Source organism: Bacteroides salyersiae WAL 10018 = DSM 18765 = JCM 12988, from assembly GCF_000381365.1.
GTDB lineage: Bacteria > Bacteroidota > Bacteroidia > Bacteroidales > Bacteroidaceae > Bacteroides > Bacteroides salyersiae.
Genome location: NZ_KB905466.1, coordinates 1,400,721 through 1,415,315 on the forward strand (window position 1 = coordinate 1,400,721; position 14,595 = coordinate 1,415,315).

Here is a 14,595-nt window from a genome sequence, read left to right on the forward strand (position 1 = left end):
CAAATGTAGATAAAAGGATCGGCATATCAAAGCATCTTTTTCATTAATGATTATATATAAAAAACATCCGGATGTATTGCAAACACAAAATCAATTTTAATACAACGGAAAAACGATAAGAGAAAAGGTTCACAACTATAACTTACAAGTCATGAACCTCTTTTCTTTTTATGCGTAAAGTTTAGAAACGTAGTCTTCCGCCACCGTGGCCGCCGGGACCTCTACCACCGCCGGGGCCCATACCCGGACCGCGACGTCCGGGAGCTTTCCCCCCCAACGTATTGAAACGATATACAAAGTGCACCATGAAATAACTGCCCAATGTATTATACTCCGTATCGCTCATCTGCGTTTCACTGATAGAACGACTCAGGTTGGTCTGCTGTTTGAGGATATCATAAATCTTGAAGCGAAGAGTCGCTGCATTGTTTTTAAGGAAATTCTTGGATATCTGTGCATTCCAAATAAGCTCGTTATCATTGAAGCCACCTGTATATCCACTTTTAAAACGACAATTTATATCAGTCGAGAGATACATCTGCCAAGGAAGATTAACATTCGTATTACCACCCACGTAATAATCGAAAGTCTCACGATTACTATTCTCCTGTTTGCTGTTACGTACCAGATTATAATTTACCGATCCATTGAGAGACACATCAAAAGCATCGCAACGATAATTACCTGTCAGACGTTCACCCACAGCAAAATTATGAGTCGTACTTAACTCCTGGTTACTTTTATCCTTACCAACCGTAGTATAACTCACAGCATCACTATAGCGGACATTGGCATTGGAAGACATCGTAAATTTCTTATTTTTAAACGGAGTATTGAACGAGAAATATCCACGGGCATTCCAATTACCATTCACATTTTCTTTCCTGTACGTACGTGCACCCGTCTGCGGATCATAAGTCATCTTATTGGCAACAGAATTCAACGTATTCGAATAATACAAATTTAATGAATAGCTACGCATACTTTCAGGAGTGAACTTATTGTAATACAGAGAGAAAGTATTATTGAACGAAGGTTTCAAATTGGGATTACCATATTTCAAACTCATCGGATCGGTAATATCGATTACTTCCTGCAAATCTTCAATGTTCGGAGTACTGCTACGTCCACGATAACGGAACATTAATACATGCTGTTTATTAAACATATAGCGGAACATAACAGACGGCGCCCAATTCAACACATTTTGCTGAGGTAAATGACGATCGGAATTAGGACCGATTGTCGTTTCACTCAACGAAGATTGTGGGGTTAAGCTTACCCCCGCACTATACATCATTTTAGGATGGATACCCCGGATTGAAAGATCGGCTGTATGCGTATCATAGAAGTTTTCCACTTTCGTACTCAATTCATTATCATACCCCCGCTCAAAATATTCGGGATATGGATACTTATTTATACTATCATAAACCAAAGACTGAGCCAATTGTTTCCGGTGCGCAAATTCATAACGCAACTGAACGAAATGGTTCTTAAATACCGGCTCTGTATAAGAAGCCGACACGCTCCAATTCCGGCTGTCGCTCGTCCGGTTCGTATAGCGTGCTATATCCGAAATACTGTCTAACTCAAAAAACTCTGTACTGGATTCCGAATAACTGTCCGTCTCACTGTCACTATATCCGAAACGTGCTCCCACATGTATGTTACGTCCTTTATTGTTCAAGCGGCGAAACATCATCAGATTTCCATTAAGCGAATAATTATTACTGTTGGAAGAAGAGGAAGATATCTTGGCATTTACCGGATCGTGGGTGTTATTCCAGGTATCCGATCCGGAAGCATTTTCCGAGTCTGTTTTCGAATAACTGCCACTGGGGCGAAAAATAATCGTAGTAAGTGTATCCGGCCGCCACTCCAAGCGAAAATCCACACGCAAGTCGTGCCGTTTACGACGTGACGTATTTTCACTGGCACCAAACGAAGACTGTTCTCCCAAAAATGTCTCCGTTGAACTCTTCCGACGGGCGTCATTATCAGAATAACCATATTGAACGTTACCTCCTACTTGTACCTTTTTCGTGTCTTTTGCAAAGTTAACACCTAAAGAACGCGCCGTAGTAATACCCGAACCGGCATTACCTTCACCAAGCCCCTGACCGGCATCGCCAAATTCAGAGAATCCCTTATTATTTGTATTATTAGCAGCACCAATAATCGAAATACTGGCATCATCCTTAAACCGGCTGACCATCGCACCTGCTTCATAACGTTCATCACTACCGTAACCGGCAATAAGATTTCCAATCCATCCTTTCTTCATCCCCTTCTTTACAGTAAGGTCGAGCACGGCTTCTTCTTCACCATCATCAATGCCTGTAATACGGGCCATATCACTCTTCTTATCATAGGCTTTTACCTTTTCAACCATATTAGCCGGTAAATTCTTCATTGAGACACTGGGATCATCAGAGAAAAATTCCTTACCATCCACCATGATCTTTTTTATCTCCTTACCATTCAGAGTGATCTTCCCGTCTTTATCCACTTCTGCTCCGGGTATTTTTTTTACCAATTCCTCCAACATGGCCCCTTCGGCCACCCGATAAGCAGAAGCATTGTACTCTGTAGTATCCGCCTTTACCGTTACAGGAGGTGCCTCAGCCGTAATGACCGCTTCACTCAACATCACAGCATCGGACTGCAATTCAATGGTACCCACATTTTTTGCAGGAGCTTTTTCCGACAATTGGAGAGGAATATTCTGAGTAATAAATCCGATATAAGAAATCTTCAACACATACTTTCCGGCTTTCACCTTAGGCAGTGTAAATGCACCTTGTTTCTGTGTAGTGATACCGGCTGCCTGGGTGCTGTCCGGCAATGCTAACAATTGAACCGTTGCCATCTCGACAGGTTCCTTCGTGTCTTCTTCAACCACTCGTCCGGAGACGGTGATCACTTTGTTTTGTGCAAATGCAGAGAGGGTACATAGTAACAACAGTACCATCCAGATCGATAATTTTTTCATTAGTCTATGCGTTTGTAGTAGTGACAATTGTTTTTTTGACACTTGTCAACGCAAAAGGTTTAATGAGGTTACAATTATCTTTTAAATATTTTATCCACCATCGCCTTTTTCATCCCGAATTCAAGACAAAGGACGTTAATAACAAGGAAAGTCAAGAAAGAAGAGGTATCCACCGTCACCAAATCTCCCGTAGCCACCCGATAGAGCATTCCGCCAAAGACAAACAGCACAGTGAGAAAAATGGCATTACGCGTGGCCAGATTACGTATCTGTTCGGTCTCCCGGCTCTCGTTCTTTGAGAAAGCAAAAAGGATCATAAGCGCGCCTACAATCATCAGAAGCTTGGTACATTCTTTATAAAACAGTAAATTGGTATCGGTTACCTTTCCCATCATCACAAGAATAAAAGGGAGAAAAAGAGCCACGATCAGAATTACATATCCCAAAGGGCGACAGTATACAGGTAGTAATGCTTTCATTGATTTGATGTTTTAATGAGACAAAAGTAAGCAAAAAAAAGTTTTTTATATACTTTTGTAGCATAAAAAGCAAATCGAATTATGAGCAAGCAAGAAGTTATCCTGTGCGAGAGCCTGGAAGTCAGCCTCGGCCGTGCCATTGAAAAATGCCCGCACGACCGTCTGTTTATCCTGACCGATGAACATACCCATCGCCTGTGTATGCCTCAGATGAGGGAAGTTTCTTTTCTGAAAGACGCCATCGAAATAACCATCGGGGCAGGCGATGTACACAAAACATTGGAAATACTGGCTTCCGTATGGCAGGTTTTAAGCGATAAAGGCGCAAGCCGCCATTCGCTTCTGGTAAATCTGGGCGGAGGTATGGTGACGGATTTGGGAGGTTTTGCAGCCGCGACTTTCAAAAGAGGTTTCGCTTATATCAATGTTCCCACTACTTTGCTCGCCATGGTAGATGCATCAGTAGGAGGAAAAACCGGAATTAATTTCAACGGTTTGAAAAACGAAGTCGGTGTATTTGCCCCGGCGGACAGTGTATTGATTGAAACAGAATTTCTACGCAGTCTGGATGCCCAGAACTTTTTCTCGGGATATGCCGAGATGCTGAAACACGGGCTCATCAGTAATGAGACTCACTGGGCGGAACTTCTTAATTTCAATACCGATCTCATTGATTATAAGTATCTGAAGAAACTGGTAGGAGAATCTGTACAAGTGAAGGAAAATATCGTAGAGCAAGACCCTTTCGAACACGGCATCCGTAAAGCCCTGAATCTGGGGCATACCGTAGGACATGCATTCGAAAGTCTGGCACTGGCAGAAAACCGTCCGGTACTTCACGGATATGCAGTGGCATGGGGAATTGTTTGCGAACTATACCTATCGCATCTCAAAACAGGGTTTCCTAAAGAGAAGATGCGGCAGACAATACAATTTATAAAAGAGAATTACGGCAGTTTTACATTTGATTGCAAGCAATATGAACAACTTTATGCTCTGATGCTGCACGATAAAAAGAATACTGCCGGAGTAATCAACTTCACCTTGCTGAAAGAAATCGGAGATATCAGTATCAATCAAACAGCCGACAAAAATCAGATTTTCGGGATGTTTGATTTCTATCGGGAATGTATGGGAATATAAAGAGGATAGAATCCTCTTTATATTCCTTTTACTTCCTGATAAGGTATTGTAAACCAAAACACAGAGCCCTTGCCTTTATTCGATTCAACACCGATTTCCCCATTCATATACCGGACAATCGTATCACAAATAGATAATCCCAGACCAATGCCTTGAACAAAGCTGTTCAACTTCACAAAACGTCCGAATATCTTCTGCCGATACTCTTCCGGAACGCCACATCCGGTGTCGGCAACATAGAAGCGGAGCATGCCGTTATTCAAACGGGAAAAGCCAAAATGAATGCTTCCTTCGGAGGTAAATTTAATAGCATTGGACAGCAGGTTATTCATTACCTGCATCAACCTGTTCCGGTCTGCATTTACATAGCATTCCATATGCAAATCATCAAACTGTAACGCCAGCTTTTTCTCTTCCGCTTTCGGACGAAACATTCTTTCCAATTCCTGCATCAGATCATCCAGATAAACATTCGAATTCACAAATTCCAATGTCCCCGCTTCAATTTTCGAGAGATCAATAATATCATTAATCAATTGGAGCAATAATTGATTATTATGTTCGATGATATGTAAATATTCCTTGCGTTCCTTTTCACTTTTGGCAGAATCGAGTACACTGGAAAAACCGACAATGGCATTTAACGGTGTACGTATCTCATGACTCATATTGGCTATAAATGCAGATTTAAGCCGGTTAGCCTCTTCTGCTTTTTCCTTGGCGGCAATGAGTTCTTCCTCCATCTTTTTCCTGTCGGTTATAATCAGTGCAGAACCGATAAGGGTCAATGGCTTGCCCGCATCATCCGTTTCATCAACAGCTGCCCAAACCTCCAGCCAGTCATAATCCGTATAAGGGACAGTAAGTGCACGAAGTTTTTCGTTCACTTTCTGCTTTTTCCCGTCTCTCAAATCCCGAAAAGCCTCTTTTACCCGTTTTAAATCGTCTTTGTGAATTCCCTTTACTATTTCCGATACAGGCATAGCAAAAGAGTCTTCTTTCATTTCCGATGTGGCACCACTCCTAAGTTCTCTGTTACCATCAAACCAAATACAGTTCTCTACCAGATTCCATCTCCAAGGGGTAATATTTGCAATACCGAGTGCCATAGACAATTTATGATTAATGGTCCGTAATGACTGACGAGTATGAATAAGCTCGGTAGTATCCACACAGAACACATTAATCACCTCCGGAGTATCGGAGTTCATAACAAGAACGTCATAATCGTGCCCGTTTCTGGCATGCATAGGAAAAGACACTGTTTTACGTTCCCGCCCTGCTACGTCCATATACTTCTTTAAACAGGCGAAAACTTCGGAACTATTCAGTACACTTCCCCGTTTACCTAAGGCCTCTTCTTTCTTGCCAAAATGTTTTTCGAAGCTGGGATTAACATCTATAATCAAATAATCATTTACCTTGTCATCCTCTCCTCTTATCAGCCGGCATCTCAGATAAACAAGAGGCATATCATTAAACAGATCATTATAATTGCTCATTAAATAGATCTGTTTTGCCTGTATCCTACGGATATTACTCAAGAAATGGATGCGAACCAACAAAAGAATTATTCCGAAAACAATACATAGCAAAACAGCACCCAAAATATACTTGTACTGCTCTATGAAATTTGCAGGTTTATCATAAAAATAGGTATTCGACGGACAAAGACCAGGCTCCAACCCGGTTCTAAGCAATTCTTCATAATTAAAAACAGGACCGGCATTCACTTTTGTAGTCAGTATCTCAGAAGCTTTGCTTCCATTCAGAATTTTAATACTGACATCCGCTATTGCCTTACTTATATCTTTCGACAATGAAAAATAGCCACCTACCAATCCCGTTTTCCCATTCATATCGCCCAATGTGAATACAGGCTGCATGCCATACTGATTCAACAGTTTATAAGTACGTGCAGACAATAATGACGTATTGGAAGAAGGAATATCAAGCACTTCCCATGCTGCATACAATACCCCTGTATTTTTATCAGTCCGTTTAAGATAGCTCACTATTTCCTCCATGCTCTTTTGCCCCTCTGTAAAAAAACGTAATCGCAAATCGGGAAAATACTTCACCACCGCTTCTGCTACCTCCTGCCTGCACTGAGCACTAAACCATCGACGATCCGAGATGAATACCAACTCACTCATATCGGGAATCTGCCCATACATCAAATCGATTGTCTCCTTTATATAATAGGGAGCATATACTAAAACCACATTGTGCCCGTTTATGATACTTCGCAATGGTATCTGTTCTCCACGTGGAATAGCCATTTTTTGGTAATAAACGCTGGTGGGCCCCACATAATTGTTTTCTGTAAACAGAATTACCGGAGTGTCTTTCCATCGCCTTTCCAACTCTTCATGAATCAACATCCAAGTATTCCCGCCCATTATAATAACGAGTGCCGGAATTTTATTTTCATATTTGGTAAACAGATTCATTCGCACTGTATCCATCTGCATTTCGTCATACACCTGTGCCAAATTCAGGTTCTCTGGTGAAATTGCCATACCTTTGTATTCTACCGGCAAACTATGAATCAACTCACTGATAATATGATTACACAGTGGCGAAAGGTCTGAGTTTGCATTAACAATAAGAATTCCTCCGTCTTTCAGTTGCAGGTTTGTAGCAAACAAAGGACATAAGAAAACCTGCAACAATATAATTCCGCATACTGTCCTCCACCTACGTTTCCAAATCTTTTCTGCTTGTTTCATTTGTTTTATTCATTTTTATTTCTGCATTCTATACTCCAAGAGCGACATACCGGTATGTTTCCTGAAGAAACGTCCTAATGAAGACTGATTGGCGAAATTTGTCTTAATAGCAATTTGCTGGATATTCATAGTAGAGTTCTTCAGCAACGCCTTAATTTCCAAAACAATATATTCAGTTATCCAATCTTTAGCCGTTTTACCGCTTACTTCCTTGATAATCATAGACAGATATTTGGAAGTAATAAACAACTTATCGGCATAAAAAGCTACCTCTCTGTTTTCTTTGTAGTGCTCCATTATCAGTTTAAAAAACTGATCGGCTAATTCTTCTTTACGTGCATCCGGCTTATGCCCTCCCATCAACAGAGAATCATTAAGATAAGTATTATACAGATCAAGATAGAAGAATCTCAGCAAATGAATCAAAGCTTCTCTCCGGTAAGGCCCCTGTCTCTGCCTTATCCGGTTCGAAATCAGATCAAAATACATATTGAACCCAGCCACTTCACGTTCATTCAAGGAAAACCAGAAATGACTCCTCATATAAAAAAAATAATGAGGAGAAAAACGATGTACCCCGCTCAAAACATCCTCATAAAAAGAGGATGAAAGAATAAAAGTAAGCGTTATAAAGTCATCACTAAAATTCGTAAACGACACAAGCTGTCCCGGGAAAAAGACAGCTAATTCATTTTCACATAACAGATGTTCATTATCATATATGTTAATATTCGCATTGCCTTTTAAACAGAAAACGATCAGCCCCGTCTGGATATAAGAAGGATAAGTTGTCAAAGGAAGATACTTCAAATTTCTGCAGATTTTGAATTCATCGCCAAGGACACTGATTTCTAACGATCCTTTTATTTTACTATTTGGCATTCACTAATTTATCTTTAAAATATTTATGCAAAAATATAATATAGCTGATTATTGGGTACAAATACAAGAATTCTGGTATCACATTACAGAAAAAAAGCACATACTATTTACATTCTTTCATAAACAAATACGAAACATTTAAAGTTTTTATCCTATAATATATAATAACCTTTTTTCTTTATAAACTTCTGAAATCAGAATGAAAAACACTTCAAAAATAATACTTTTACAGCAGAAATTATGGATCAACCATTCACTCATCATCAAATCAAAACATTTTTAGGAAGAAATTATTCATGCGTTTCTTGGCTATTTAAAAATAAAGTACTACTTTTGCATCCGCAATTCGGGATGTAGCTCAGCCCGGTAGAGTACGCGTCTGGGGGGCGTGTGGTCGCAAGTTCGAATCTTGTCATCCCGACTACCGAAAATCAGCCATTTACAATCAAGTAAGTGGCTGATTTATTTTTTAGTGGAACACATTTGGGATCAGGCTCAGTTTGAAAAGTCCGGCCCGATACAAACGCCTGTTCCTACTCATTTTTCATGTACATGTAAAGATGCCGTCGTACTAAGCACAATATTACGGGCAATATAACTTTCATTACCTGCAACATCCGTACAATACACCATCAAATGATAATTCCCGGGAGTTGCATCTGCAGGAATTACAATATCGTGATGATGTATGTGTGCAGTTTTCTGACCGGAAACATCATATGAACGGTTGAATGAAAAAGCTGTTCCACCTCTTTCTACCCTGGTTCTTCCATGCGAATGATGATCGAAATTATTATGAATATCTATTTTGTAAGACTTCAGCATGACGTCATCCGAAAGATCCATCTCAAAATGCACACCTTCTTCCGAGCCGATCAGTAAAGCTTGCCCTTCAGCCGGTTCATGTAGTTCAATCACTGGTTTAATGGTATCACTATCATTATTATCACAAGAAAAAAATGTAGCTGCGGAAATCGCCAGTATGGCTATGAAATAATTTTTTGTTTTCATTTTAATAATCGTTTAATAGGTATTTTAATTAATAACTGAAAGTTCCGTCCCGGTTCTGGTATCTCCATCTTCCGGTAGAAACTGAGATGATTGTAATGTCGGGTATCGAATATATTCCGGGCTGTCAGTGTTATTTCAACTTTTGTTCCTCCAACCGGAAGATTTACTGTTCCACCAAGATGGAACAAATCAGTTCCCGGAGTGCGATCTTCATTACGATCTACCCGATTTTGAGAGGCAATGGCTTGCCACTCTGCATAAACGGCAAATTGATTCTTCCTCCATGTCAACACATTACGCATGGAAGCAGGAGGTGAAAAACTCAGTGGAATATGCTCGTCACAATTATAAGTATAGATATATTCGCCGGAGAAACGATAATTGAACCGATGAAAAAAATCGACACTGAACGCTGCTTCCAAACCGACGAACACAGCTTCTGCTTCCGCATACCGGTAAATTTGTCCGGCATGAGGTAACACAGACCATTCTCCGGTAGAGTGCAGAAAAATATAATTGCTAAACCAACTGACATACGGAGAAATAGAAACAGACACGCCCCGACGTTCAAAAAGATAGGAAGTATCCAATTGCCATCCTTGCTCGGAAGCCAACAAAGCATCACCCTGTTCATGACGGAAAGTCCCATGATGTACTCCATTGGAAGCTAATTCATTGGCACCGGGCAAACGGAAGCTACGACCGATATTTATTTTCAACAGATGCACCGGAACCGGATTCCATACCATCCCTAATGACAGAGAATAATCACCAAACCGCTTGTTTACTTTATGACTGTTCCAACGATAAGACTCCACCTGTTCCTCATCATAACCCTGTCCTATTAAATAAGTCGCCAGATAATTGTCTTCATGAGACGAAATATGAACCGCACCGTAGTCATAGCGTATCCCTCCCGAAACAGAAAAAGAATTGTTGGGACGATAAGTGGTAAGCCAGAGCAAGCCGGTAGAAAAACGATGATATTCCGGTAACAGAAAGGCATAACCGGAGATCGCATTTCGTTGATGTTGAACATCCCAACCGACCGTATGCTCCCAAAAAGAAAAACCGAACAAGCGTAACCTGACCGAAGTGCTAAAAGTATTCAGTTCAAAAGCCAGCTCTTTATCAGGATCTTGTTCGGGCGGCGATTGTGTCCCATAATGTGTATGAAACAGACTCCATTCTTCCCGGTGATTATTCTGAAAGCCCAAATCCGCTGACAGAAGTACCTTTTCCCAAACATACTGCTGATGGGTAGTAAACTTCACATGATTCACTTTACTGAAGGGTAATTCTATATTACGATTATCCCCGTCATCCTGTAACCGTGATATATCGGGAATCCCATGTGCCCCCGGAAAAAAACCGTTCTTCTGAAACACATTACTCACCATATAATCCGACTTATATCCACCCCGATGATACCGGGTAAAAAAACTGACATTCCGCTCAAATCCGGCCGTATTCTTCATCCTCCGCCCATATAACGGCATTTTCTGAGTCAAATAAACCACCGTATCCGCCGGTACCCGATAATCCCCGAAATGCTGTTCGGAATAACGGATTTTGGCAAACCATACATTTTTTTTAAAGCCCAGCATAAGAGAACCGCCCACCGTACCATTCACTGTTTTTCCCAAAAGCGCCGCTTCCGCGAAAAACTGATCGGCAACAGGCAAGGCAGCCTGTTGAATATCAATTACCCCTCCCATAGCATCACTTCCATAAAGCAAGGAAGAAGGCCCTTTCAACACACTGACGGTCTCTACATTAAAAGCATCCAATTCCAATCCATGATCTGCTCCCCATTGTTGCCCTTCCTGTTTCACTCCGTTCTCCGATACAACAATCCGGTTGAATCCCATTCCCCGGATCATCGGTTTCGAAGCACCGACTCCGATATCCATTGCCTGCACACCTGGAATATTAGCCATAGCTTGCATCAAGTTACCGGTAAAGTTTTTCCGCAAAAAGTCCTTGTTTGCCACATCAACCGTAAGTGCCGTCTTTTTCATCTGATATTGCCGGTACGATTCCGTAACAACCACTTCAGATAAAGACACACTTTGTATTGAATCGGACTTTTGCGCATGGACGCATAGGGTAAAGAATACACCTAACACGCCCGAAATAAATCCGATACGCATCATTTACAATTTATTGTTTATAATACTGTGAAAGAAATAAGAAGTAATTATGCTACCGGAGGTCCGCGCAGATAATGGGAATAAGAAAGCGCATATGCTATCTTTTCCGGGTAAGTAACCCGCTCATAAGGGACGAGCGGCAATATCAGTATAAAATCGGATGAATCGGCTTCCGTAAAAAGAGAAAGAGAGTATTTACAGACAGCACAATCATCACAAGCATTATGCGAATGGTGGGAATGATGAGTATCCGGACAAGAAGCAGACACGGCATTTTCCGCTTCGTGATGGTGAAATGCTTTCACCACGAAGAAAGGCATGAATGTTGCAAGCAACAACCATGAAATGCAGACTCTTTTTCTAATGCTTCTTCTCACCGGGTCTTTATTTACATCATAAAGGGAATGGCACAAAGATATATATCCGGGTCTATATATGCAACTATGCTACCTGTATTTTCATAAAATACCCATTAATTTACCAATAGATAGGTATATTAAGATATCTGTTACTCCGATAATCGAATTATGCGAAAATAAATCCTTATTTTTGCAGGTACATTAATTATTATCGTATCAAAAGCCATGCGTTATAAACTATCAGTTCCTTCCGCCGTGAAGGCTACCATACAATTACCCGCTTCTAAAAGCATCAGTAACCGTGCACTTATTCTCAATGCGCTTGCCCAAGGCACTACTCCGCCATGCAACCTGTCCGATTGTGACGACACGCTCGTCATGATTAAAGCATTGGATGGAAACAACGAAACCATAGATATCATGGCAGCAGGAACTGCCATGCGTTTTCTGACCGCTTATCTGAGTACGACTCCCGGAACCCATATTCTCACCGGAACAGAACGGATGCAGCAGCGTCCTATACAAATACTGGTCAATGCCTTACGTGAATTAGGGGCACAAATCGACTATGTGAATAAAGAGGGATATCCCCCCTTACGTATTCATGGAAAAGAACTGACGGGAAATGAAATCACCTTGAAAGGGAATGTCAGTTCGCAATACATCTCTGCACTACTGATGATCGGACCCGTTCTGAAAAACGGACTTCGCCTGCATCTTAGCGGAGAGATTATTTCCCGCCCTTACATCAACTTGACATTACAGCTGATGAAAGACTTCGGCGGACAGGCTTCCTGGCTTTCGGAAAGCAGTATCGAAGTGTCTCCGAAACCTTATATACCGGTATCATTTATGGTAGAAAGTGACTGGAGTGCCGCTTCCTACTGGTATCAGATAGCCGCTCTGTCAGAGAAAGCGGAAATCGAACTTATCGGCTTGTTTCCCAATAGTTATCAGGGAGACAGCCGTGGTGCAGAGATCTTTGCGCGCCTGGGTGTAGAAACCGAATTCATCCACGAAGGAGTTCTCCTGAAGAAAAACGGAACACTCCCGGAACGGTTAGACGAAAACTTCATAGATATCCCCGACTTGGCACAAACATTCGCAGTGACCTGTTGTCTTTTAGGCATCCCCTTCCGCTTCACCGGCCTGCAAAGTCTGAAAATAAAAGAGACAGACCGTATTGCTGCATTGGAAAACGAGTTGTATAAACTCGGCTATATCCTTTGCGACGAACAAGACAGTATACTCTGTTGGGAAGGTGAGCGTTGCGAACCGGAAGCCGAGCCGGTGATAAACACCTACGAAGACCACCGTATGGCAATGGCTTTTGCACCGGCAGCCGTCCGTTTCCCGAAGATGCGCATTGCAGATCCGCAAGTGGTGACCAAATCCTATCCGTCTTACTGGGAGAACTTGAAACAAGCAGGATTCAAAATCAGTATAGAACAACCCTGACAGTTCCAACACCACAAAGGCCAGATAATAATCTGTGTTAATCTATATAACCTGTGGTGAATAAATGAGTACCTTTGTCTCCAATTTAAGGATTTCGAGAATATGTGGATATTATTAATAAGCCTGTTATTGCTTGCCATCGTGGCAATGATTGCCGGATACATCCGCAACAGAAGGCTGCAAAAAAAGATAGACGCCGGAGAGTTGGAAAGCTTTCCCGAAGTGAAAGAAGTAGACGCAGAATGTTGCGGACAGCACGAAGTCTGTGAAAAAGACAGCCTGTTGGCTGCTGTAAGTAAAAAGATAGAATATTACGATGACGAGGAACTGGACCGATTCATCGGCCGGGCACCGGAAGCATATACAGGTGACGAAATAGAAATGTTCCGTGACGTATTTTATACCATGCAGGAGACTGACGTAGCCGGATGGGTGCGGAGTCTGCAATTACGCGGTATCAATCTGCCCGATGATATAAAAGACGAAGTTTTTCTCATTATAGGAGAACGGAGAATACATCCCTGAGATTATAATAAGTAACTCCCTTTCTCCGTTATTAATAATTAGTAAGTTAAGCATCTGGATGGATCTGTTACAATATACCTTTTTTCAACATGCCTTGTTAGGTAGCCTGCTGGCCAGTATAGCCTGCGGAATTATCGGCACTTATATAGTGACGCGCCGGCTGGTATTCATCAGCGGAGGAATTACACATGCCTCCTTCGGCGGCATCGGCTTGGGATTGTTCGCAGGAATATCCCCTATCCTTTCGGCGGCCATATTCTCGGTATTATCGGCTTTCGGAGTAGAATGGCTGAGTAAACGGAAAGACATGCGCGAAGACTCTGCCATTGCCGTATTCTGGACATTAGGGATGGCATTGGGCATCATGTTCAGTTTCCTCGCACCGGGATTCGCACCGGACTTGTCTGCCTATCTGTTTGGTAATATACTTACCATCACCACAGGAGATTTGCTGATGCTCGGTATACTTGCGACATTACTTATCCTATTCTTTTGCCTGTTCATCCATCCGATTATTTATGTGGCATTCGATCGTGAGTTCGCCCGTTCGCAAGGAATCCCCGTAGCAGCATTCGAATATCTTCTGATGATGTTTATTGCCTTAACCATCGTCTCCTGTCTTCGTATGGTAGGCATCGTGTTGGCCATCTCGTTGCTTACCATCCCGCAAATGACGGCAAACCTGTTCACTTACAGCTTCAAACGCATCATCTGGTTATCCATCGGTATCGGATTTTTAGGATGCTTAGGCGGCTTGTTCGTATCCTACCATTGGAAAGTACCCTCCGGGGCTTCTATCATATTCGTATCCATCTTAATCTATGCCGTATGCAAAGTAATAAAAAGATGAGAGGTAAT

General features: G+C 41.7%; 11 protein-coding genes and 1 tRNA gene. 5 read left to right on the forward strand and 7 right to left on the reverse strand.

The window, feature by feature from the left end:
• Positions 1–181: 181 nt before the first annotated feature.
• A complete protein-coding gene (locus HMPREF1532_RS05280; protein WP_007478745.1) occupies positions 182–2,995 on the reverse strand; it encodes a TonB-dependent receptor in 2,814 nt (937 codons plus the stop codon).
• Positions 2,996–3,069: 74 nt separating this feature from the next.
• Complete coding sequence (locus HMPREF1532_RS05285; RefSeq protein ID WP_005925875.1) at positions 3,070–3,474, reverse strand: hypothetical protein; 405 nt, start codon at positions 3,472–3,474, stop codon at positions 3,070–3,072.
• An 81-nt stretch (positions 3,475–3,555) separates the two neighbouring features.
• On the opposite strand from HMPREF1532_RS05285, the gene aroB reads away from it, so the two are divergent.
• Positions 3,556–4,617 (forward strand): 3-dehydroquinate synthase, encoded by a 1,062-nt coding sequence (aroB, locus tag HMPREF1532_RS05290; RefSeq protein ID WP_005925878.1) that lies wholly within the window; start codon positions 3,556–3,558, stop codon positions 4,615–4,617.
• Positions 4,618–4,634: 17 nt separating this feature from the next.
• On the opposite strand, the gene HMPREF1532_RS05295 is transcribed toward aroB, so the two are convergent.
• Together HMPREF1532_RS05295 and HMPREF1532_RS05300 are read right to left on the reverse strand one after the other, a co-directional pair.
• Positions 4,635–7,349 carry an ATP-binding protein gene (locus tag HMPREF1532_RS05295; RefSeq protein ID WP_005925880.1) on the reverse strand — a complete coding sequence of 905 codons (2,715 nt, stop codon included), beginning with the start codon at positions 7,347–7,349 and terminating at the stop codon, positions 4,635–4,637.
• A 15-nt stretch (positions 7,350–7,364) separates the two neighbouring features.
• Entirely contained in the window at positions 7,365–8,231 is an 867-nt protein-coding gene (locus HMPREF1532_RS05300) for a helix-turn-helix domain-containing protein (protein WP_005925883.1), read from the reverse strand.
• A 347-nt stretch (positions 8,232–8,578) separates the two neighbouring features.
• Between HMPREF1532_RS05300 and HMPREF1532_RS05305 the strand changes: the two genes are divergently transcribed.
• Positions 8,579–8,652: transfer RNA gene (locus HMPREF1532_RS05305), tRNA-Pro, on the forward strand.
• Between the two features lie 116 nt (positions 8,653–8,768).
• On the opposite strand, the gene HMPREF1532_RS05310 is transcribed toward HMPREF1532_RS05305, so the two are convergent.
• Genes HMPREF1532_RS05310 through HMPREF1532_RS05320 form a run of 3 tightly spaced genes read right to left on the reverse strand, consistent with a single transcriptional unit; the run spans position 8,769 to position 11,772 of the window.
• A complete protein-coding gene (locus HMPREF1532_RS05310; RefSeq protein WP_005925888.1) occupies positions 8,769–9,242 on the reverse strand; it encodes a DUF4625 domain-containing protein in 474 nt (157 codons plus the stop codon).
• Positions 9,239–11,395 (reverse strand): TonB-dependent receptor, encoded by a 2,157-nt coding sequence (locus HMPREF1532_RS05315; protein WP_025818966.1) that lies wholly within the window; start codon positions 11,393–11,395, stop codon positions 9,239–9,241. Before HMPREF1532_RS05315 ends, HMPREF1532_RS05310 begins: the two co-directional genes overlap by 4 nt.
• Before the next feature lie 47 nt (positions 11,396–11,442).
• On the reverse strand, positions 11,443–11,772 hold the full coding sequence (locus HMPREF1532_RS05320) for a hypothetical protein (protein WP_025818967.1): 330 nt from the start codon (positions 11,770–11,772) through the stop codon (positions 11,443–11,445).
• 207 nt (positions 11,773–11,979) lie between these two features.
• Between HMPREF1532_RS05320 and HMPREF1532_RS05325 the strand changes: the two genes are divergently transcribed.
• The 3 genes from HMPREF1532_RS05325 to HMPREF1532_RS05335 all read left to right on the forward strand — a co-directional run bounded on the left by HMPREF1532_RS05325 (position 11,980) and on the right by HMPREF1532_RS05335 (position 14,587).
• The gene (locus tag HMPREF1532_RS05325; protein ID WP_005925894.1) at positions 11,980–13,212 is read left to right on the forward strand and encodes a 3-phosphoshikimate 1-carboxyvinyltransferase; all 1,233 of its coding nucleotides are present in this window, start codon (positions 11,980–11,982) and stop codon (positions 13,210–13,212) included.
• Positions 13,213–13,314: 102 nt separating this feature from the next.
• On the forward strand, positions 13,315–13,737 hold the full coding sequence (locus HMPREF1532_RS05330) for a hypothetical protein (protein ID WP_005925897.1): 423 nt from the start codon (positions 13,315–13,317) through the stop codon (positions 13,735–13,737).
• Positions 13,738–13,795: 58 nt separating this feature from the next.
• On the forward strand, positions 13,796–14,587 hold the full coding sequence (locus HMPREF1532_RS05335) for a metal ABC transporter permease (protein ID WP_005925900.1): 792 nt from the start codon (positions 13,796–13,798) through the stop codon (positions 14,585–14,587).
• Positions 14,588–14,595 lie beyond the last annotated feature (8 nt).